At 71.9% G+C, this 20,241-nt stretch carries 23 protein-coding genes and 1 pseudogene; 14 read left to right on the top strand and 10 right to left on the bottom strand.

All coding sequences use genetic code 11. The features are described from left to right. Nucleotides 1-1,599: helicase-related protein (locus CXR44_RS40845; protein ID WP_281260268.1), on the bottom strand; the 1,599-nt coding region annotated here is incomplete at its 3' end. 10 nt (nt 1,600-1,609) lie between these two features. After that, nucleotides 1,610-2,002: an ArsR/SmtB family transcription factor gene (locus tag CXR44_RS12855; protein WP_101785981.1), complete on the bottom strand. Its 393-nt coding sequence runs from the start codon at nt 2,000-2,002 to the stop codon at nt 1,610-1,612. Nucleotides 2,003-2,090: 88 nt separating this feature from the next. Between CXR44_RS12855 and CXR44_RS12850 the strand changes: the two genes are divergently transcribed. Both CXR44_RS12850 and CXR44_RS12845 read left to right on the top strand, forming a co-directional pair. Then, nucleotides 2,091-3,239: an MFS transporter gene (locus CXR44_RS12850; protein ID WP_180903367.1), complete on the top strand. Its 1,149-nt coding sequence runs from the start codon at nt 2,091-2,093 to the stop codon at nt 3,237-3,239. A gap of 47 nt (nt 3,240-3,286) precedes the next feature. Then, nucleotides 3,287-3,781: a hypothetical protein gene (locus tag CXR44_RS12845; protein WP_144069940.1), complete on the top strand. Its 495-nt coding sequence runs from the start codon at nt 3,287-3,289 to the stop codon at nt 3,779-3,781. On the opposite strand, the gene CXR44_RS12840 is transcribed toward CXR44_RS12845, so the two are convergent. Then, complete coding sequence (locus tag CXR44_RS12840) at nt 3,750-4,580, bottom strand: undecaprenyl-diphosphate phosphatase (RefSeq protein WP_101785975.1); 831 nt, start codon at nt 4,578-4,580, stop codon at nt 3,750-3,752. The genes CXR44_RS12845 and CXR44_RS12840 overlap by 32 nt on opposite strands. 132 nt (nt 4,581-4,712) lie before the next feature. Between CXR44_RS12840 and CXR44_RS12835 the strand changes: the two genes are divergently transcribed. Beyond that, nucleotides 4,713-5,066 carry an ArsR/SmtB family transcription factor gene (locus CXR44_RS12835; protein ID WP_219601778.1) on the top strand — a complete coding sequence of 118 codons (354 nt, stop codon included), beginning with the start codon at nt 4,713-4,715 and terminating at the stop codon, nt 5,064-5,066. Continuing rightward, a complete protein-coding gene (locus CXR44_RS12830) occupies nt 5,063-5,452 on the top strand; it encodes a VOC family protein (RefSeq protein WP_101785973.1) in 390 nt (129 codons plus the stop codon). The genes CXR44_RS12835 and CXR44_RS12830 overlap by 4 nt, the downstream gene beginning before the upstream one ends. A 27-nt stretch (nt 5,453-5,479) precedes the next feature. On the opposite strand, the gene CXR44_RS12825 is transcribed toward CXR44_RS12830, so the two are convergent. Continuing rightward, on the bottom strand, nt 5,480-6,292 hold the full coding sequence (locus CXR44_RS12825; protein WP_101785971.1) for an NAD(P)H-binding protein: 813 nt from the start codon (nt 6,290-6,292) through the stop codon (nt 5,480-5,482). Between the two features lie 74 nt (nt 6,293-6,366). Here CXR44_RS12825 and CXR44_RS12820 point away from each other — a divergent pair, with 74 nt between their 5' ends. From CXR44_RS12820 to lipB, 4 genes are all read left to right on the top strand, one after another. Next, nucleotides 6,367-7,287 (top strand): AraC family transcriptional regulator, encoded by a 921-nt coding sequence (locus tag CXR44_RS12820; RefSeq protein WP_101785969.1) that lies wholly within the window; start codon nt 6,367-6,369, stop codon nt 7,285-7,287. Continuing rightward, on the top strand, nt 7,284-7,790 hold the full coding sequence (locus tag CXR44_RS12815; RefSeq protein WP_245899118.1) for an HAD domain-containing protein: 507 nt from the start codon (nt 7,284-7,286) through the stop codon (nt 7,788-7,790). The genes CXR44_RS12820 and CXR44_RS12815 overlap by 4 nt, the downstream gene beginning before the upstream one ends. A 61-nt stretch (nt 7,791-7,851) precedes the next feature. After that, the gene (locus tag CXR44_RS12810; RefSeq protein WP_101785967.1) at nt 7,852-8,034 is read left to right on the top strand and encodes a PspC domain-containing protein; all 183 of its coding nucleotides are present in this window, start codon (nt 7,852-7,854) and stop codon (nt 8,032-8,034) included. A gap of 46 nt (nt 8,035-8,080) precedes the next feature. Continuing rightward, a complete protein-coding gene (gene lipB, locus CXR44_RS12805; protein ID WP_101785965.1) occupies nt 8,081-8,716 on the top strand; it encodes a lipoyl(octanoyl) transferase LipB in 636 nt (211 codons plus the stop codon). On the opposite strand, the gene CXR44_RS12800 is transcribed toward lipB, so the two are convergent. From CXR44_RS12800 to CXR44_RS41670, 4 genes and pseudogenes are all read right to left on the bottom strand, one after another. Beyond that, nucleotides 8,713-9,102, bottom strand: a complete 390-nt coding sequence (locus CXR44_RS12800; protein WP_101785963.1) for a type II toxin-antitoxin system VapC family toxin — start codon at nt 9,100-9,102, stop codon at nt 8,713-8,715. The two genes, lipB and CXR44_RS12800, sit on opposite strands and share 4 nt — an antisense overlap. Beyond that, nucleotides 9,099-9,326, bottom strand: coding sequence for a FitA-like ribbon-helix-helix domain-containing protein (locus CXR44_RS12795; protein ID WP_101785961.1), 228 nt, complete (start codon nt 9,324-9,326; stop codon nt 9,099-9,101). The genes CXR44_RS12800 and CXR44_RS12795 overlap by 4 nt, the downstream gene beginning before the upstream one ends. Before the next feature lie 65 nt (nt 9,327-9,391). Beyond that, nucleotides 9,392-9,937, bottom strand: a complete 546-nt coding sequence (locus CXR44_RS40840; protein ID WP_245899154.1) for a type 1 glutamine amidotransferase domain-containing protein — start codon at nt 9,935-9,937, stop codon at nt 9,392-9,394. An 87-nt stretch (nt 9,938-10,024) separates the two neighbouring features. Next, nucleotides 10,025-10,255: pseudogene (locus CXR44_RS41670) on the bottom strand (ribosomal maturation YjgA family protein); the annotation flags it as partial. Between the two features lie 102 nt (nt 10,256-10,357). Here CXR44_RS41670 and CXR44_RS12785 point away from each other — a divergent pair. The 6 genes from CXR44_RS12785 (at nt 10,358) to CXR44_RS12760 (ending at nt 17,875) form a co-directional block, all read left to right on the top strand. Then, nucleotides 10,358-11,998 (top strand): ABC-F family ATP-binding cassette domain-containing protein, encoded by a 1,641-nt coding sequence (locus CXR44_RS12785; RefSeq protein ID WP_101785956.1) that lies wholly within the window; start codon nt 10,358-10,360, stop codon nt 11,996-11,998. 118 nt (nt 11,999-12,116) lie between these two features. Continuing rightward, nucleotides 12,117-13,931: an ABC transporter substrate-binding protein gene (locus CXR44_RS12780; RefSeq protein ID WP_101785954.1), complete on the top strand. Its 1,815-nt coding sequence runs from the start codon at nt 12,117-12,119 to the stop codon at nt 13,929-13,931. Then, nucleotides 13,928-14,992, top strand: a complete 1,065-nt coding sequence (locus CXR44_RS12775) for an ABC transporter permease (protein ID WP_101785952.1) — start codon at nt 13,928-13,930, stop codon at nt 14,990-14,992. Before CXR44_RS12780 ends, CXR44_RS12775 begins: the two co-directional genes overlap by 4 nt. Then, nucleotides 14,989-15,873 carry an ABC transporter permease gene (locus CXR44_RS12770; protein ID WP_101785950.1) on the top strand — a complete coding sequence of 295 codons (885 nt, stop codon included), beginning with the start codon at nt 14,989-14,991 and terminating at the stop codon, nt 15,871-15,873. Before CXR44_RS12775 ends, CXR44_RS12770 begins: the two co-directional genes overlap by 4 nt. Next, nucleotides 15,870-16,862, top strand: coding sequence for an ABC transporter ATP-binding protein (locus CXR44_RS12765; protein ID WP_101785948.1), 993 nt, complete (start codon nt 15,870-15,872; stop codon nt 16,860-16,862). Before CXR44_RS12770 ends, CXR44_RS12765 begins: the two co-directional genes overlap by 4 nt. Then, nucleotides 16,859-17,875 (top strand): ABC transporter ATP-binding protein, encoded by a 1,017-nt coding sequence (locus CXR44_RS12760; RefSeq protein WP_101785946.1) that lies wholly within the window; start codon nt 16,859-16,861, stop codon nt 17,873-17,875. The genes CXR44_RS12765 and CXR44_RS12760 overlap by 4 nt, the downstream gene beginning before the upstream one ends. Before the next feature lie 42 nt (nt 17,876-17,917). On the opposite strand, the gene CXR44_RS12755 is transcribed toward CXR44_RS12760, so the two are convergent. Beyond that, on the bottom strand, nt 17,918-18,742 hold the full coding sequence (locus CXR44_RS12755) for an NmrA family NAD(P)-binding protein (protein ID WP_101785944.1): 825 nt from the start codon (nt 18,740-18,742) through the stop codon (nt 17,918-17,920). Between the two features lie 89 nt (nt 18,743-18,831). Then, nucleotides 18,832-20,031, bottom strand: coding sequence for a serine hydrolase domain-containing protein (locus CXR44_RS12750; protein WP_101785942.1), 1,200 nt, complete (start codon nt 20,029-20,031; stop codon nt 18,832-18,834). Nucleotides 20,032-20,241 lie beyond the last annotated feature (210 nt).

Raw genomic sequence — 20,241 nt, 5'->3', positions numbered from 1 at the left:
CGGACCCGAGCCGCCCGCCCGCGCCGCCCCGCCCGCCCGCGTCGTGACGTCGGCGGGCGGGGTGGCGGCCCGGGCCAGGCGTCTCACCTCCTGGCGCCAGCGCGCCGCGAAGCCGTCACCACCCCGGCGGGCCGAGCGCCACACCTCGACCAGGTCGTCCGAGGCCTGGCGGGGAAGCTGCTCGGACAGCAGCGCCACCACCTCGGCGGCGGCCGGCCCGAGATCGATCAGCGCCCTCGCGAGCCGCGGATGGACCCCGGCCAGCGCCATCCGCCGGCCCCGCCCGGTCACCCGCCCGAGCGCCAGGGCCTCCGTCTCCCGCCCGGCTGCCGTCCCCCCGCCGTCCGGCGCGGGCGCTCCGCCGCCCGTACGAGCCGGCGACCCGGCGGCGGCGGCGGGCTCCAGGGCGCCGAGGACGTGCAGGGTGCGCAGGGCGGCCGACAGGGCGGCGGGAGGCGGCGGGTCGAGGAGCGCGAGGCCCCGCGCGTCCGGGACGCCCCAGCAGGCCGCCTGCAGCGCGAACCCCGTCAGGTCGGCCACGGCGATCTCCGGCCGGGCGTGGTCGGCCAGCCGTTCGTGCTCGGCCGGCGACCAGCAGCGGTACACCGTTCCCGGCGCCTCCCGGCCGGCCCGTCCCGCGCGCTGGTCGGCCGACGCCCTGGACACCCGTACGGTGACGAGCGAGCCGAGCCCGCGGGCGTGGTCGGTGCGCGGCTCGCGCGCCAGCCCGGAGTCGACGACCACCCGCACCCCCGGAACGGTCAGGCTCGACTCCGCCACCGACGTGGCCAGCACCACCCGGCGGCCCGCGCCGGGGGACAGCACCGCGTCCTGGACGCGGGCCGGAGCCTGGCCGTGCACCTGGAGCACCTCGACGCCCTCACCGGCGAGCATCCCGGCCACCCGCGCGATCTCACCCGCTCCGGGCAGGAAACACAGCACGTCGCCGTCGCGTTCGGCGAGTGCCCGCCGCACGACGTGGGCCACGTGCGACAGCAGCGCGGGATCGACGCGGGTGCCGTGCGGCGGCGCGACCGGGCGGTGCGGCGGCGCCCACACGGTCTCGACGGGGTGCGCGGTGCCGGCGGCACGGACGACCGGCGCCGTCCGGCCCCCGCCGAGCAGCCGCGCCCACGGTGCCGCGTCCGCTGTCGCCGAGGTGGCGAGCAGGCGCAGGTCGGGCCGGAGCGTGTCGCGGACGTCCAGCAGGAACGCCAGTGCGGTGTCGGCGTCCAGGTGACGTTCGTGGCACTCGTCCAGCATGACCACGTCCACGCCGGACAGTTCCTGGTCGCGCTGCAGGCGCTGGAGGAGCACGCCGGTGGTGACGACCTCGACCCTGGGATCCGCGCCGACGTGGCGTTCGCCCCTGATCGTGTAGCTGACGCCCATCCGCGTGGCGGCGGCGCGTACGGCGAGCCGCCTCGGTTCGGCGACGAGCACGCGCAGGCCCGCCCCGGCCAGCGCGAGCGGCACGACCGTCGTCTTGCCGGTGCCCGGCGGCGCGGTCAGCACGGCCGCGCGGTGCCGGGCCAGCACGTCGAGCAGCTCGGGCAGCACGGCCCGGATCGGCAGCTCGGGCAGCTGGGAACGGGTCATCGGTGGCCGGTCAGACGGTCTCGGCGATGGCGGCGCCGGTCAGGTCGCCCCCGGGAGCGGACGGCGGCCGAGCGAACCCGGCGAGGGGCGGCGAGTCGCGGAAGGCGGCCAGCACCGAGCCGAGCAGGCCCGGGAAGCGGGCTTCGAGGTCGTCCCGCCGCAGGCTCAGATAGATCTTCCGGCCCTCCTGCTTGGACAGGATCACGCCGGCATCGCGCAGCGTGCGGTAGTGGTGCGAGACGGTCGACTTGTGCAGCCCGAGGTCCAGCCCGGCGTCGGCGCAGGTCAGCTCATCCGTCTCGGCCAGCTTGTGGACGATCAGGAGGCGTACGGGGTCGGACAGCGCCCGCAGGACGTCGGTGAGCCGGATGTCCTCCGTGGCCGGATGAGGGAGCGGGCGCATGGCACGACGATACCGCCCTATTTGTTTGACAACAATCCAACTTTCCGTCAGTTTGATGCCTGTCCAACACTTGCGTCTCGGAGGTCCGGTGAAACGTCCCCTCTATCCCCTCGCGCTCGGAAACTTCGCGATCGGCACAGGCATGTTCGTGACCGCCGGGCTGTTGCCGCCGATCGCCGGTGACCTGGGCGTCTCGCAGTCGGCGGCCGGTCAGGTGATGACCGTCTTCGCGCTGGCCTACGCCGTGCTCTCGCCGGTGCTGGCGGCGCTGACCGCGCGCCTGTCGCGCAAGAGGGTGCTGCTGATCGCGCTGGCCGTGTTCGTGCTGGGCAACACGCTGACCGCGCTCGCGCCCACGTACTCGCTGGTGCTCGCCACGCGGGTGGTCGCGGCGGCCGGGGCGGCGATGTTCACGCCGACGGCCTCCGGGGTGGCGAGCGCGCTGACCGACCCCGAGCACCGGGGGCGCGCCCTGGCGCTGGTGATGGGCGGGATCAGCGTCTCGTCCGCGATCGGGGTGCCGCTCGGCACCTGGCTGGGCGGGATGTCGAGCTGGCGGGCGACCATCTGGATGGTGGTGGGACTCGGCGTGGTCGGGTTCGCCGCCGCGGCGGCGCTCGTGCCCGACGTCAGGCTCCCCACCGCTGCCGGGCTCAGGGGACGCTTCGCCCCGCTGCGTGACCGGCGGGTGCTCGTCGTCCTGGCCACGCAGCTCCTCATGTTCGCCGCCGCGTTCACCGCCTACACCTACATCGGCTCGCTGTTCGACCTTCCGCTGACCGCGGTGCTGTGGGCCTGGGGGCTGGGCGGCGTCGTCGGCAACCAGATCGGCGGGCGGCTCACCGACGTGTACGGCCCGCGCCGCATGGTGCTGGTCGCGCTGGCCGCCTCCACCGGTTTCCTGGCGCTCATCCCCGTCGCGAACCTGGCGCTGCCCGTGGCGCTGGTCTGGGCGTTCCTGTGGGGGGCGCTCGGCTGGCTGGTCGGACCCGCCCAGCAGTACAGGACCGTGGCGGCGGTTCCCGGCAACGTGCCGATCGGGCTCGGGCTGCTGTCGTCGGCGCAGTACGTCGGCCTGTTCGCGGCGGGCGTCGCCGGCGGCGTGGCCCTCGACTGGTACGGCCGGACCGGCGTGGTGGTGCTCTCGACCGGGCTCGCCCTGGTGACGCTGCTGTTCACCCTGGCCACCTACCGCCCCGAGCCCCGGCCGGCCCTCGCCGAGGCCGCGCGGGCGTAGACGAAAGTTCGTTCTCCGGCCGCTCGTCGGTGGGCCAGAATGGCGCGGTGCCCGATCCCCTCGACGACGATCCCGCTCACGACGGCGACTTCCCTCACGACGCCGACCCCGGCCGCGAGGCCGTGCCGGGCGGCGACGCTCCGGCGGGCGGCGACCCGCGTGACGAGCCGGCGCCGTTCGGCGCCCTGGTGCTGCTGACCACCGGTTCCGCCGTGGCGATCATGGCGGCCGTGAGCCTGCTGTCCTGGCCGGAGAACCTGAAGCTGCTCCTGCTCGGACCGATCACCCTGGTGGCGTGGGAGGTGATCACGTACGAGGTCTGGTGGCGCCGGTGGTGGGGCGCCGTCCCCGGGGCGCTCGCCGGGCTGGCGATGTACGTGGAGGGGCGCCAGGCGCTGGCCGACGTCATCGGCGACGCCTGGGCCCGTCCGGTGGCGTACGTGACCGCCTGGGCGCTGTTCGCGGTGATCTTCGCGGTGGCCAGCCGGTGGCCGCGCACGAGTTTCGGCGTCAGCCCTGGGCCGGGATCCAGCCCAGCGTGACCGCCAGGATGACGAAGAGGCCCAGCGCGATCCGATAGATCACGAAGCCGGTGAAGCGGTGGCTGCTGATGTAGCGCAGGAACCACGCCACCGCCGCGTAGCCCACGAAGAACGAGATGACCGTGGCCAGGATCGTGGGCCCCCATGCCGGAGCCTGCCCCTCGCCGATCTCGGCCAGTTCGAGGAAGCCCGACGCCAGGACGGCCGGGATCGCCAGCAGGAACGAGTAGCGGGCCGCGTCCTCGCGCCGGTAGTCGAGCAGCAGTCCGGCCGTGATGGTGCCGCCGGATCGCGACACGCCGGGGATGAGGGCGAGCGACTGCGCGAACCCGTACACGACGGCGTGCGGCAGGCTGAGGTGCTTCTCCAGCGTGAGCTTGTTGCGGGCCGTCCGGTCGGCGAACCACAGGATCACCGCGAAGACGATCAGCGTGGTGCCGACCAGGCGCAGGTCGCGGAAGACCGTCTCGATCTGCGTCTTGAGCACCAGGCCGAGGACGCCGATGGGGATCGTGCCCGCGATGACGTACCAGCCCATGCGCGCCGCGTGGTGCGAGCGAAGCGCCGGGGTCCACAGGGCGCGCGTCCAGATGGAGACGATCTCCCAGATCTCGCGCCTGAAGTAGATGAGCACCGCGGTCTCCGTGCCGAGCTGGATCACCGCGGTGAACGCCGCCCCCGGGTCCTGCCAGCCGAAGAAGGCCGAGACCACCCGGATGTGGGCGCTGGAGGAGATGGGCAGGAACTCCGTCAGCCCCTGCAGGAGCCCCAGCACCACCGCTTCGAACCAGCCGATCACTACCGCACCTTTCCCGAATGCCGTGACCAGGCGAGGCTAGCGGATCCCGGGACCGGGCAACTGCTCGCGTAGGGCGGTGAGCTGGTGCGAGTGCTCGGCCGTGTCCCTTGACATGCAAGTAGCTGCTTGCCTATGGTGCGGCGTGTGGGCGACGTGTTCAAGGCCTTGGCCGACTCCACGCGCCGGACCATCCTCGACGAGCTGACCGACCGGAACGGGCAGACGCTCTTCGAGATCTGCGCCCGGCTGTGCACCAAGCACGGGCTCGGTTCGTCGCGGCAGGCGATCTCGCAGCACCTCGACGTCCTGGAGAGCGCCGGCCTGGTCGAGACCAGGCGCGAGGGCCGGTACAAGTTCCACTACATCAACACCGGGCCACTCCGGCCGATCGTCGAGCGATGGCTCGACAGGCCCGAGGACGCCGGTGGCCGCACCGGCGGCGGCGCCGACCCGGCAGAGACAGAGCGGAAAGAGGGACCGACATGAGAATCAACCTGGCCAGCGTGCTCGTCGACGACCAGGAGAAGGCGCTGGGTTTCTACACCGAGGTGCTGGGGTTCGTGAAGAAGCACGACATCCCGATGGGCGAGGACCGGTGGCTGACCGTGGTGTCCCCGGAGGACCCGGACGGCACCGAACTGGTGCTCGAACCCAGCAGCCACCCGGCCGTGAAGCCGTTCAAGGACGCGCTCGTCGCCGACGGCATCCCGTACACCTCTTTCGCCGTCCGCGACGTCAAGGTCGAGTACGAGCGGCTCCGCGAGCTCGGGGTGCGCTTCACCCAGGAGCCCACCGAGATGGGGCCGGTGACCACCGCCATCCTCGACGACACCTGCGGCAACCTCATCCAGATCGCCCACCAGGCCGGCTAGCCGCTCGCCGCGGCGGGCCGGGAGGCTTCACCCGGACGGCAGGGTCCGGGCCCAGGCCGTGGCGAAGGGGGTGAAGTCGCGGGCCGGACGGCCCAGGGCCTCGCGCACGCCGTCGCTGACGTACGCGTTGCGGCCGTCGAGGACCTCCGCGAACAGGTCGTTCAGCATCGCCACCTCGTCCTCGGGCACGCCCTGCCCGAGGGCCGCCTCGGCGAACTCCGCCGCCGTCACCGGGAGGTAGGTCACCGGCCGGCCCAGCGCTGCCGTCAGCTCGGCGGCGGCGTCGGCGAAGGTGAGCAGGCGCGGGCCGGACAGCTCGTACGACCGGCCCGCGTGGCCGTCCTCGGTGAGCGCGGCCACCACCACGTCGGCGATGTCGTCCACGTCGACGAACGGCTCGGCCACGTCGCCGGCGGGCAGCGCGATCACCCCGTCCATGACGGAGTCGCGCAGGTAGCCCTCGCTGAAGTTCTGCATGAACCAGGCGCAGCGGACGACCGTCCACTCCATCCCGGATTCCCGTACGACCCGCTCGCTCGCCTCGGCCCGCGGCTCGCCCCGGCCGGAGAGGAGGACGATCCGCCGGACGCCGCTCTCGACGGCGAGCCCGGTGAAGGCCTCGATGTCACCGACCGCGCCGGGGACGGCCAGGTCGGGGTAGTAGGTCACGTACACCGATGCGACGCCCTCCAGGGCCTCGGCCCAGGTGCCGCGGTCCGTCCAGTCGAAGGACGGTACGGCGGAACGTGAGCCGTTCCTGACGGGACGGCCGAGAGCGGTGAGTCCGTCGATCACGCGGCGGCCCGTCTTGCCGGTGCCGCCCAGCACCAAAGTTGTCATGCCTCCAGTAAGCCCGACGATCTTTGGACTCTCCATGGTTGAGAAGCGCAATTCCATGTGCGATCGTCTCAACCATGGATCATCTCGCCGCCCTTCTCGACGGGCCCCGGGCCCGGGGCGCGTTCCTGCTCCGCTCCCTGCTCAACCCGCCGTGGTCGCTGCGCATCCAGGACGGGGCGCCGCTCACCCTGGTGGCCATGGTCCGGGGCGAGGCGTGGGTGGCGCCGGACCGGGGCGGTCCGGTGCGCCTCGCGCCGGGTGACGTGGCCGTCATGCGCGGGCCCGACCCGTACGTGGTGGCCGACGACCCGGCCACGCCGCCGCAGATCGTGATCCACCCGGGCCAGCGCTGCACCACGCTGGACGGCGAGGACCTCTACCAGGAGATGGACCTCGGCGTCCGCAGCTGGGGGAACGACCCCGACGGCGCGACCGTGATGATCACGGGCACCTACCAGATGGCGGGAGAGGTCAGCCGCCGGCTGCTGGAGGCGTTGCCGACGACGCTGGTCCGGCCGGGCGGCCCGCTGATCTCCCTGCTCGGTGCCGAGGTGGTCAAGGACGAGCCAGGTCAGGACGCGGTGCTGGACCGGCTGCTCGACCTGCTGCTCATCGCCACGCTACGGTCATATCTCGCCACCCACGAGGCTCCCGCCCGGTTCCGCGCGCAGAGCGATCCGGTGGTGGGAAAGGCGATGCGGATGCTGCACCACAACCCCGCCCACCCGTGGACGGTCGCCACGCTGGCCGAGGCGGTCGGCGTCTCCCGGGCGTCGCTGGCCAGGCGGTTCACCGAGCTGGTGGGGGAGCCGCCCATGGCGTTCCTCACCGACTGGCGGCTGGCGCTCGCGGCCGACCTGCTGTGCGAGCCGGGCGCCACCGTCGGTTCGGTCGCGAGGAAGGTCGGCTACGGCAGCTCGTTCGCGCTCAGCGCCGCCTTCAAGCGCGTGCGCGGCATCAGCCCGCAGGAGCACCGGGCGGGGGCCGGCCGGTGAGGCCGCTGCTGCTGGTCGACGTGGACGGGGTGCTCAACCCGTTCGGCCGGCCGGAGCCGGGCTTCCGGCGCTACCACTGCACGATCGGCCCCGAGGCCTACACCGTGCACCTCGACGCCCGGCACGGCGCCCGGCTGCTGGAGCTGGCCCTGGCCACCGGCGCCGAGCTGGCCTGGGCCACCACGTGGGAGCACCACGCCAACGACTGGATCGCGCCCCGCATCGGCCTGCCCGAGCTGCCGGTCGTGCCCATGGGGCCGGCCCGTGACAGCGAGCTGGGCGAGATGTTCAAGACGCCTCATGTGGCGGCGTACGTCGGGGACCGGCCGTTCGTCTGGTTCGACGACCAGGTGCGCGGCGAGGACGAGCGCTATCTCCGGGAACGTCAGGGTCTCGACCGCTTCCTGCTCGTCTCCGTCGATCCGAGGGGCGGTCTGACCAGGCAACATCTGGCCGCGGCCCGCCGGTGGCTGACCCTGTCGGGGTTTTCTCAGGGTTCGTGAGGGGATCTGGACCGTCTGGTCGTCCGTTCTCCTGGTAGGTGCAACCACACGGAGGAAACCGATGTACCGCTCACGAGAGCACAGGATCCTGGCCGGCGTCTGCGGCGGCCTGGCCGACAAGTGGGGCCTGCCCCCGACGCTCGTCCGCATCGTCTGGCTGCTGCTGTCGCTCCTGCCGGGCCCGATGTGGGTCGCCTACGTCCTCATGTGGGTCTTCATCCCCGAGGAGCCGAAGAAGTACTGAGCCTCCCCGGGGAGAGGGACGCGCCGGGGCGTCCTATCCTTTGAGCATGAAGGCGAGGCCGCTGACACTCATCCAGGATGACCTGGTCGACTACGACAAGGCGATGGAGCGCATGGCCGACCTCGTCGGCGAGCGCCAGCGAGACGAGCGGCCGGACACGCTCTGGCTGCTCAGCCATCCGTCCGTCTACACTGTCGGCCGCCGCACCCCGGCGGCCCACCTGCCCGACCCGTCGCGCGGCATCCCGGTGGTCGAGACGGGCCGCGGAGGGCAGCTGACCTACCACGGCCCCGGCCAGCTCGTCGGCTACCTCATCGTCAAGCTCGGCGACGACGAGGGCATCGTCGACTACGTCCGCGAGGTGGAGCTCCGGCTGGTCGACGCGCTCGGCCGGATGGGCCTGCCGGCTGAGCGGCGTGACACGCCGCCCGGCTCGGAGCTGCTGACGGGCGTCTGGACGAAGGAGACCGGGCGCAAGATCGTCTCGATCGGCATGCGCCAGAGCCGCGGCGTCACCAGCCACGGCTTCGCCCTCAACGTCGACGGCGACCTCTCACCGTGGCAGTGGGCGGTCGCCTGCGGCATGCCCGACGTCGACATGACGTCGCTGCGGCGGGAGTTGGGCGACACGACGATGGACCAGGTCCGCCCCGTCGTGGCCACCGCCTTCGAGGCCGCCTAGCTCCGCGGGTGCACCCGCACGTCGGCGTCGTGCCCCGTGCCGGTGAGCTTGCCGTCGCAGGTGTGCAGCGGCGCCTCCAGGGCTTCGGCCAGTGCCAGGTAGGAGGCGTCGTAGGCGGTGTAGTTGTGCCGTAGCTCCCAGATCCGCTCGGCGATTCCTCTGCACTCGTAGCGGGTGATCCTCAGCGTGAGGTAGTCGGTTCGTGCCTGCTCGGCCGCCCGGGTGGTCAGCTTGCCGCCCAGGACGAGCCCCCGCAGGGTGGAGAGGACCTCGACGTCGAGCAGGTGGGGCGCGTGGACGCTGCCTTGGAGGGCGTCGAGGAGCTCGACGTCCGCCTCTCTGCCCGCCAATGCCTGGACCATGGCGGACGAGTCGATGACGATCACCGCCTGCCGTCCTCGACGGCGTCGAGAATATCGGCGGTCGAAGGCCCGTGTGAGCGGTCCCTGGCCTTGAGCCGCCTGACCAGCTCCGCATTCGTCGGCCGGGCCGCGATGTCCGCCAGCTCCCTGGCGACGAACGCGGACAGGGACATGCCCGCTTCGGCCGCACGCTCCTTCAGCGACTCCGCGACCGGCTCCGGGACGTCACGGATGTACAGCGTTGCCATGGTCTGATGCTAGCAGGTTGCTAGCGCCAGATCGCGGGCTGAAGGTCCGCGTGCGGCCGGGTTCGTCAGGCGCTGAAGGCGTCGATCATCGCCTGGTCGAACGCCTTGAGGTCGTCCGGCTTGCGGCTGGTGACCAGCATGTTGGGCCCGGCCGTGCAGACGACCACCTCCCGGTCCACCCACTCGGCGCCGGCGTTGCGCAGGTCCGTCCGCAGGCTGGGCCACGAGGTGACCATGCGGCCGCGCACCACGTCCGCCTCGACCAGGGTCCACGGCGCGTGGCAGATCGCGGCCACCGGCTTGCCGGCGTCGAAGAAGTCGCGGACGAAGCGCACCGCCTTGTCGTCCATCCGCAGGAAGTCGGGGTTGGCGACGCCGCCCGGCAGGACCAGCCCCGCGAAGTCGGCCGCCGAGACGTCCTCGACCGTGGCGTCCACGGCGTAGGTGCCGCCCTTGTCGAGGTGGTTGAAGGCCCGGATCTGCCCGGACGAGGTGGAGATCAGCTTCGGCGTGCCGCCGGCCTGCTTGACGGACTTCCACGGCTCGGTGAGCTCGACCTCCTCGACCCCTTCGGGGGCCACGAGGAACGCGATCGTCTTGCCGTGCATCATCTGGATTCCCCCTTGATGAGCGTTTTCTTCCCCCTTTCCGCTCGATCCCCATGTATGCGCCGTCCAGGCCGCGCCCGCGCCCACGGCGTACCAGAACAGGTCAGGCGGGTTGAACGTGCTGCCGAGCAACGGCCGCAGCACCGGCGGGATGCCGCCGAGCTGGGCGAACTCGATCGCCCAGCTCAGCCCGGCCGCCACCGCGGCCGCCACGGCGGGCCGGATCCGCGGCCACACCAGCACGACGAGCGCGAAGATGAGCACGGTGTAGAGCGCGTCGCCGGCGTACTTCGCGACCGGTCCGTCCCACAGCGCACGCACCCCCAGCCCGGCGGCGACGGCCAGCAGGGCGGCGAGGAGGACGGGCAGGCGGGGCACCGGCCCACGATAGGGGGCCGGCCGGGGCAACTACCATCGGACCTCATGAGCGCGACCATGGTGGCCAAGGAGTTGTCGGCCGGGCACGGTGACCGTGTCCTGTTCTCGGGGCTCGACCTGGTGGTGGCCCCCGGCGACGTGATCGGGCTCGTCGGCGCGAACGGGGCGGGCAAGTCCACGCTGCTGCGCCTGCTCGCCGGCCTCGACACTCCCGCCGACGGCGCCGTACGGCTGAGCCCGGCCACCGCGACCGTCGGACACCTCCCGCAGGAACCCGACCGCAGGCCGGAGGAGACGGTGGGGCGGTTCCTCGCCCGGCGCACCGGCGTGGCGCGGGCGCAGCGCGACCTCGACGCGGCCACGCAGGCACTCGTCGAGCAGGCCCCTGGCGCCGACGACGCCTACGCCACGGCCCTCGACCGCTGGCTGGCGCTCGGCGGCGCCGATCTGGAGGACCGGGCCGAGGCGGTGGCGGCCGAGCTGGGCCTGACGGTGAGCCTGGAGCAGCCGATGACGTCCCTGTCCGGCGGCCAGGCCGCCCGCGCCGGGCTGGCGTCGCTGCTGCTCAGCCGGTATGACGTGTTCCTGCTGGACGAGCCGACCAACGACCTCGACCTCGACGGGCTCGACCGGCTGGAGCGGTTCGTCACCGGCCTGCGCGCCGGCACGGTGGTGGTGAGCCACGACCGGGAGTTCCTGGCGCGCACCGTGACCAAGGTGCTGGAGCTGGACCTCGCCCAGCAGCAGATCAGGTTGTACGGCGGCGGCTACGGGGCCTACCTGGAGGAGCGGGAGGTGGCGCGCAGGCACGCCCGCGAGCAGTACGAGGAGTACGCCGCCACCCGCGCCGAGCTGGAGACGCGCGCCCGCACCCAGCGGGCCTGGATGGAGAAGGGCGTCAAGAACGCCCGCCGCAAGGCCTCTGACAACGACAAGATCGGCCGTAACGCCCGCGTGGAGGCCACCGAGAAGCAGGCGGCCAAGGCCCGCCAGACCGACCGGATGATCGAGCGGCTGGAGGTGGTCGAGGAGCCGCGCAAGGAGTGGGAGCTGCGGATGGAGATCGCCGCGGCGCCCCGTTCCGGCGCGGTCGTGGCCACGCTGCGCGGCGCCGTGGTCCGGCGGGGCGCGTTCACGCTGGGCCCGGTGAACCTGGAGATCGGCTGGGCCGAGCGCGTCGCCATCACGGGGGCCAACGGCTCGGGCAAGACCACGCTGCTGGGCGTGCTGCTCGGCCGGATCGAGCCGGCCGAGGGGCACGCCGCGCTGGGGGCCGGCGTGGTGGTCGGCGAGGTGGACCAGGCGAGGGGCCTGTTCGAGGGGGAGGAGCCGCTGCTCGACGCCTTCGCCGGGCACGTGCCCGAGATGGTCCCGGGGGAGGTGCGCACCCTGCTGGCGAAGTTCGGGCTCAAGGCCTCCCATGTGCTGCGCCCGGCCGCCACCCTGTCGCCGGGCGAGCGCACCCGGGCGGCTCTGGCGTTGCTGCAGGCCAGGGGCGTCAACCTGCTGGTGCTGGACGAGCCGACCAACCACCTCGACCTGCCCGCGATCGAGCAGCTGGAGTCGGCGCTGGCGAGCTATCCCGGCACGCTGCTGCTGGTCACCCACGACCGGCGGATGCTGGAGGCCGTCCACGTGGACCGGCGGCTACGGGTGGACCGGGGGCAGGTCACCGAGTCCCGCTGAAAATTTACACCGATCAAAGAAACGATGATGAAACAATTCTCCGTGCCTCGTTGACACGCGGTCTTCGTATGGTGTGCCTTCTTACACACAGGAATCCCCGCCTGAAGGTGAGGCACATATGAGGAAATGGTTCGCACGCCTGGCTGTGCTGGGCGTCGCGCTGTTAGTCGCAGGTCAGGGCCAGGTGGCGCTGGCGCAGGAACCTGGGGCGGGGAAGAAGGTCCTCCGCGTGGGCGCCACGCAGGCCGTGGACTCGATGAACCCCTTCCTGGCCGTCCGCGTCGTCTCCACCCAGGTCCACCGCTGGATGTACGGGTTCCTCACGGTGCCCGACTCCAAGACGCTGCAGCCGAGCCCCGACCTGGCCGAGTCGTGGACCACCTCCGACGACGGCCTCACGTGGACGTTCAAGATCCGCCAGACGAAGTGGTCGGACGGCAAGCCGGTCACGGCCGAGGACGCCGCCTGGACGTTCAACAAGATCATGACGGACGACGCCGCGAAGACCGCGAACGGCCCGGCCGTCGAGAACTTCGAGAGCGTCACGGCCAACGGCCAGGACCTGGTCATCAAGCTCAAGGCCCCGCAGGCCTCGATGCTGGACAACCCGATCCCGATCATGCCGAAGCATGCCTGGGAGGGCGTCACCGACCTGGCCAACTTCGACGGTGACAAGTACCCGTCGGTGAGCAGCGGCCCGTACGTCGCGACGGAGCACAAGAAGGACCAGTACATCAAGCTCAAGGCCAACCCCTCCTACTGGCGGGGCGCGCCCAAGGTGGACGAGCTGCAGGTCATCTTCTACGACAACCCGCAGGCCGCCATCGCGGGCCTGAAGAAGGGCGACATCGACCTCATCGGCCGGCTCAACCCGCCGGAGTTCGAGGCGATGAAGGGCGACCCGAACATCGAGCAGTGGAACACCCAGGGCCGCCGCGCCGCGTACCTGCAGATCAACCACGGCGCCACCACCACGGACAACAAGCCCGTCGGCGACGGCCACCCCGCGCTGAAGGACGTGAAGGTGCGCCAGGCGCTGCACCACGCCATCGACAAGCAGAAGCTGGTCGACGAGGTGTGGGGCGGCCTGGCCCGGCCCGCCGACGGCTCGATCGTGCCGCCCATGTTCAAGGACTTCTTCTGGGAGGCCACCGGCGAGACGAAGGTCACCCACGACGTCGCCAAGGCCAACCAGATCCTCGACGACGCGGGCTACAAGAAGGGCGCCGACGGCGTCCGCACGATGCCCGACGGCAAGCGCAAGCTGGAGTTCCGCTTCACCATCCACGCCGACACCCCGATCGAGGACAAGCTCGCCGAATACCTGACCGGCTTCTTCAAGGAGATCGGCATCACGCTGACCACCGTGAAGCTCGACTCCAGCAAGTTCAGCGACGAGACCGGCGTGGCCGCGACCTTCGACATCGCCATCAGCGGCTGGTCGGTCAACCCCGACCCGGAGGAGGTCCTGGCGACGCACCTGTGCAGCCGGCGGCCCACCCCCGCCGGCGAGGGCGGCGGCACCGAGTCGTTCTACTGCGACCCGACGTTCGAGAAGCTCTACCAGGAGCAGCTCAAGGAGCTCGACCGCACCAAGCGCGCCGGGATCATCAAGCAGATGCTGGAGCGCCTCTACACCGACGCCCCGGTCATCGCCCTCTACTACCCGAACAACCTGGAGGGCTACCGCAAGGACCGCGTCACCGCCATCACCCCGATCCCCGAGGAGAAGGGTCTGCTGTACGGCGGCAGCAGCTACTGGCCGTTCTACACCGTGGACGTGAAGGCCGCCTCCGCCGGAGGCAGCGGCGGCGCGGACGGCGGCTCCAACACCGGCCTGATCGCCGGGATAGTCGGTGGCGTGGTGGTCCTCGGGCTGGCGGCGTTCCTGCTGACCAGGCGGCGCAAGAGCGCCGCGGACGACCGCGAATGACGACCCCGCTCGAATCGGCGGAGCCCGCCGTCGCCCAGGCGGCGGGCTCGTCGGGGAGCGCCGAGGACCGTCCGGCCGGCCGGAGCACGCTGCGCTACGCGGCGTCGAAGGCCGGCGGGGCGGTGCTCAGCATCGTCATGGTCATCGTCGGCACGTTCTTCGTGTTCCGGCTGCTGCCCGGCGACCCGGTGCGCAACCTGGCGCAGGGCCGCCGCATGACCCCGGAACAGCTCGACCTGGAACGCCGCCGGCTCGGGCTGGACAAGCCGCTGCTCGACCAGTTCTTCGACTTCGTCGGCCAGACGCTCCGTCTCGACCTGGGCACCTCCTACGAGTACAAGCGCCCCGTCCTCGACCTCATCGGCGAGCGGATCGGCGCGACCCTGCTGCTCACCGGGACCGGGCTGGTCATCGCGGTCAGCCTGGGCATCTGGCAGGGCACCCGGGCGGGCTGGCGGCACGGCTCCCGGTTCGACCGGGTCTCCACCGGCGTCTCGCTGCTGCTGTGGTCCGTGCCGACGTTCTGGCTCGGGCTGCTGCTGATGATGACGTTCGGCGTCGGCATCGGGCCGATCCCCGGCGTCCTGCCGTTCCGCGGCATCGAGAGCGTGGACGCGCCCGACGGCTTCGGCTACCTCCTGGACGTGGCCTCGCACATGGTGCTGCCGTGCCTGACCCTGGTGGCCGTCGTCTACGCCCAGTACCTGCTCGTCATGCGCTCCTCGCTGCTGGAGGAGGTCAGCCAGGACTACGTGAACGTGGCCCGCGCCAAGGGGCTGCGCGACGACGAGGTGCGCCGCCGCCACGCCGTGCCGAACGCCCTGCTGCCCACGGTGACGCTGGTCTTCCTGCGGATCGGCTTCATCGTCGGCGGGGCCGTCACCGTGGAGTACATCTTCACCTGGCCCGGACTCGGGCAGCTGTTCTACGAGGCGATCAAGGTGCCCGACTTCACGCTCATGCAGGGCACGTTCATGCTCATCACCGTCTCCGTCATCGTCATGAACACGCTGGCCGACGTGGTCTACCACGTCCTGGACCCGAGGGTGAGGACGGCATGACCAGCGTCGCCTGGACCCGCAGGCGGCTGGCGTTCGGCCGCTTCTGGGAGAACTTCCGCCGCGAGCGGGCCGGCCTGACCGGGCTGGCGATCCTGCTCGCGGCGGTGCTGGCGGCGCTGGTCGCGCCGCTGTTCATCGACGAGAGCGTGACGAGCGTGGTGTCCGGCACCGGCGCCAAGTTCGCGCCGCCGAGCCTGGACGAGCCGTTCGGCACCGACGAGTCGGGCCGGTCCATCCTGCTGATGGTCTGGTGGGGCTCGCGCACGTCGCTCCTCATCGGCTTCCTCGCCGCGCTGGTCAGCATCGTGATCGGCACGGTCGTCGGCATCGCGGCCGGGCACCTGCGCGGCTGGGCCGGAGCCGTGCTCATGCGGATCACCGACTGGTTCCTGGTGCTGCCGTCGCTGATCACGGCCATGGTGCTGGCGGCCATCCTGGGCGGCAGCACGTTCACCATCATCATGGCCATCGGCGTCACCACCTGGCCGGCGACCGCCCGGCTGATCAGGGCGCAGACGCTGTCGGTGGAGGCCCGGCCGTACATCGAGCGGTCGCGGGCGCTCGGCGGCGGCCACTGGCACATCACGACGCGCCACGTGCTGCCGAACGTGGCGCCGCTGCTGCTGGCCAGCACCACGCTGGAGGTGGCCAGCGCCATCGTCACCGAGTCGACGCTGGCCTTCCTCGGCGTGAGCTCCAACAAGACCTCGTGGGGGACCATGCTGCGCGCCTCGTACGACTACGGCGCGGCCACCAGCGGCGCGTGGTGGTACATCCTCGTGCCCGGCCTGTGCATCCTGGCGGTGGTCATGGCGTTCACGCTGTGCGGCCGGGCCCTGGAGGCCGTGCTCAACCCGCAGCTCAGGAGGGCGGGCGCATGACGTACCTCGAACTCGACGACGTGTCCGTCACCTACCGGATCGCGTCCGGGGAGGTGCCCGCCGTGCGCGGGGTGTCGCTGACCCTGGACGCGGGGGCCGCGCTCGGGGTCGCCGGCGAGTCCGGATCCGGCAAGTCGACGCTGGCCATGGCGCTGCTGCGGCTCCTGCCGCGCAGCGCCGGCGTCGGCGGCCGGATCCTGCTCGACGGCGAGGACGTGCTGACCATGAAGTGGGGCCGGCTGCGGGCGGTGCGCTGGGCCGAGGCGTCGATCGTGTTCCAGGGCGCCCAGCACGGGCTCAACCCCGTGCGCCGGATCGGCGACCAGATCGCCGAGCCGCTGCTCGTCCACGGCCTGGCCAGGCCGGAGCAGGCGCGCGGCCGGGTGGCCGAGCTGCTGGAGCAGGTGGGACTGCCCACCTGGCGGGCGCGCAGCTATCCGCACGAGCTGTCCGGCGGGCAGCGGCAGCGCGTCATGATCGCCATGGCGCTGGCCTGCTCGCCCCGGCTGATCATCGCCGACGAGCCGACGACCGCGCTCGACGTGATGGTGCAGGCGCAGGTGCTCACGCTGATCAAGCAGCTCGTCGCGGACAACGGCATCTCGCTGATCATGATCTCGCACGACCTGTCCGTGCTCGCCGACGTGTGCGACCAGCTCGCAGTCATGTACGCGGGCCGCCTGGTGGAACACGGGCCGGCGCGGGACGTCTTCCACGACGCGCGGCACCCGTACAGCCAGGCGCTGGCGGCGGCGTTCCCCACGGTGGGCGACCCGGCCTCGCGGCTGGCGCCGAGAGGGCTCGGCGGCGACCCGCCCGACCCCATGCGGCTGCCGACCGGCTGCTCGTTCCATCCGCGCTGCCCGGTGGCGCTGGAGGAGTGCCCCACCCTCGACGTGGAGCTGTGGCCCGCCGGCCCCGGCCGCCGGGCGGCCTGCGTCCACGTCCGCGAGCAGGCGCCGGCGGGCACGAAGGGGGAGACGTCATGACGGAGACCCAGGCCTCGGCCGAGCCCGCCGCCGCGGCGGGCCGCTCCACGCTGCTGGAGGCGCGTGACCTGCACGTGGAGTTCGCCGCGCGCGGGCGGCGCGCCCGCGCGGTGGACGGCGTCAACCTCGCGATCGGAGCGGGCGAGATCGTGGCGCTGGTCGGCGAGTCCGGCTGCGGCAAGACGACGCTCGCCCGCACCCTGCTCGGCCTGGAGCGTCCCACCTCCGGTTCGGTCCGGTACGGCGGGACGGAGCTGAGCTACCGGGGGCGGGCGCTGAAGTCCTACCGGCGGGAGGTGCAGCTCGTCCTGCAGGACCCGATGGGCTCGCTCAACCCGAGGCAGACCGTCTACGAGGCGGTGGCCGAGGGACCGCGCATCCACGGCCTGCCGGACGAGAAGGAGGTCGTGGCGTCGGCGCTGGCGCGCGCGGGGCTGCGTCCGCCGGAGAGGTTCTTCCTGCGCTACCCGCACGAGCTGTCCGGCGGCCAGCGCCAGCGTGTGGTGATCGCCGGCGCGCTCGCGCTAGACCCGAAGGTGCTCGTCGCCGACGAGCCGGTGGCGTCGCTGGACGCCTCGGTGCGGGGCGAGATCCTCGCGCTGCTGCTCCGGCTGCGCGACGAACTGGGCCTGTCGGCCCTCGTGGTCACGCACGACCTGGGCCTCGCCTGGAACATCGCCGACCGGGTCGCCGTCATGTACCTGGGCCGGATCGTGGAGTCGGGGCCCGTGGAGCAGGTGCTCACCGCGCCGCGGCACCCGTACACGCAGGCGCTGCTGTCGGTGTTGCCGGAGTCGCCCGAACGGGTGGTGCTCACGGGCGAGCCGCCGGACCCGACGCGCATCCCGGGCGGCTGCCGTTTCCACGCCCGCTGCCAGGTGCTCGCCTCCGGGCGGGCGGCGGAGGCGGGGGTGGACGGCAGGTGCCGCTCGGAGTCGCCGGCCGTCCTGCCGGCCGTGCCCGCCGCGCAGGCGGCCTGCCACTTCGCGCAGGTCGCCGGAACGGACGCGTAGCGGTCCCGTGGCCGCCCGGCGCGGCCACGGGCCTCGGGGGACTCAGGCGCGGAAGGCGTCGGCGTGCTCGGCCGCCCACGCGGCGAAGCTCCGGGCGGGCCGGCCGGTGACCTGCTCGACGGTCGGCACCACGGTGTAGCCCTCCTCGGGGGTGTTGCCGAGGGCCTCGACGAGGAACCCGATCGTCTCCTCGCCCATCCCGACCGCCCGCCACTGGGCGCGGGCCTCGTCCTCGCTCAGTTCGACGAAGGCGATCTCCGTGCCGAGCGCCGCGCCGAGGATGCGGACCTTCTCCCTGGTCGTGAGGGCCTGCGGTCCGGTCAGGGTGTACGTCCTGCCGCCGTGGCCGGTCTCGGTCAGCGCCACGGCCGCCACGGCGGCGATGTCCTTCTCGTGCACCATCGCGCTCAGCCGGTCGCCGAACGGCTCCTTGACGACGCCCTCGTACCGCACCGAGTGCGTCCACCACCTGAGCGTGTTGGCCATGAACTCGACCGGGTGGAGCAGCGTCCACTCCAGCTCGGTGGCGGCCAGGGCCCGCTCCAGCGGCCCGTCGGCGCGCCCGCCGAGCACGGTGACCCGCTGGACCCCCGCCTTGACGGCCAGCTCGACGATCCGGTCGCCGTGCTCCAGCGGGGCGTAGTCGTCGCCGGCGAAGTTGATGAGGTGCGCGGCGGTGACGCCGTCGAAGGCGGGGACGAGGGTGTCCGGGTCGGCCATGTCGCCCGCGACCACCTCGACGCCCTCGGGGAGCGCGGCCCGGCCGGGGTCACGGGTGAGGGCGCGGACCACGTGCCCCGCCTGGACGAGCTCGGCGACGAGCTGGCGGCCGACGGTCCCGGTGGCTCCGGTGACGAGGATCGTCATGGCGGACTCCTTCTCCTTGGAACGGATCGTTCTGTTCTTATACTAGCAGAACGGAACGATTCATTCCATAGTTGGCGTCCTGCCTCCGGTCATCGGGACGTGGCCGGGCAGAACTCGGCCTCGAGCACGCCGGTGAGGACGCTCAGGCCGCTGCTCCGATCGCCGTTGATCTGGCTGGTGAGCAGGTGCTTGCCGTCGCGCGATCCCATGGCGTACGTCCAGGAGCCGTACGTCAGACCGCCGTTGCCCCAGACCGCGCCGCCGCATGACAGCTTCTGGGTGAAGACGCCCAGTCCGTAGCGGGTGCCGGGGATCCACGGGTGGGCCTTGCCGGTCACGCTGGTGTCGACGGGGTTGTCGAACATCTCGCGCTGCTGGGCGGGCGGCAGCATGCGCCCGCCCAGCAGGGCGCGGAAGAAGCGCTGGAGGTCGCCGGTGGACGAGACGATGCCGCCGGCCGCCCAGGCGAAGGACTGGTTCATCTCGGTCGCGTCGTGGAGCTCGGGGTCGGGGTCCGGGGAGAACAGGGTGGAATAGTGCCGCGGGTGCGCGCCGCGGATCTTCGACTCGGTCCCCGGCAGGTAGGTCGAGGTCAGGCCGAGCGGGCGGATGATGCGCCGGTGGACCTCCTCGCCGTAGGTCCTTCCCGTCACCTTCTCGATGATCATGGCGGCCAGGAAGTAGTTGGTGTTGGAGTAGCCGAAGCCCTTGCCCGGTTCGAAGTAGGGTCCGGCGGCGTTGGTCAGCCCGATCCTCACCAGCTGCTCCGGGGTGTAGGAGTCGTGGCGGTGCTCGTACCAGGCGTCTCCCGTGCCCTTGGCGAAGAACTCCGCGTCGTTGCCGTAGTTGAAGATCCCGCTGCTGTGGTTGAGCAACATCCGGATGGTGATCCTGCGGCCGTCGTACCCGTTGCCCTGGACGAGGCCGGGCAGCCACTTCTCCACCGTGTCGTCGAGCGTCAGCTTGCGCTCCGCGGCCAGTTGCAGGACCACGGTGGCGGTGAACGCCTTGGTGGTGCTGCCGATGCGGAACCGCTCCGCCTGTAGCCGCTTGCGCCCGGTCCTGATGTCGGCCACGCCCGCTGAGCCGAACCACACCCCCTTGCGGTCGCGAACCTCGGCGACCATGCCGGGGGCGCCCCCCTTGGCCACGGCCGCGTCGAGGGCGCGCTGCACCGCGGGCCGAGCGGAGGCGGCGTCGGCGGATGCCGCGGGGGCCGCCAACGTCGAGGCCGTCACCGCCAACGCGGCGATGAGCAGCCCTGCCTGGGCGGAAAGAGTCCTGGTCATTGCGGTTCCTCTCGGAGTTCACGCGTTCACGAATAACTGAAAGCTAACTTGCTTTCACTGTTTCGTCAATCAAAAAACAGCCAGAACTCCCGTTTTAGCAGGAAAGTCGGCGGTCGTTTTGCAATGGTGGTGTGGGTGAACGCAAGTCGGCCCTAGTGACTTGCAATGAGGTGTCCGCGAACGCAATACTGGCCGCATCGCAGGACGTGA

The sequence above is a fragment of the Nonomuraea indica genome, from assembly GCF_002850745.1.
Classification (GTDB): Bacteria; Actinomycetota; Actinomycetes; order Streptosporangiales; family Streptosporangiaceae; genus Nonomuraea; species Nonomuraea indica.
Note: the sequence above shows the minus strand (reverse complement) of the source record. Positions and strands in the feature narration are given on the sequence as shown.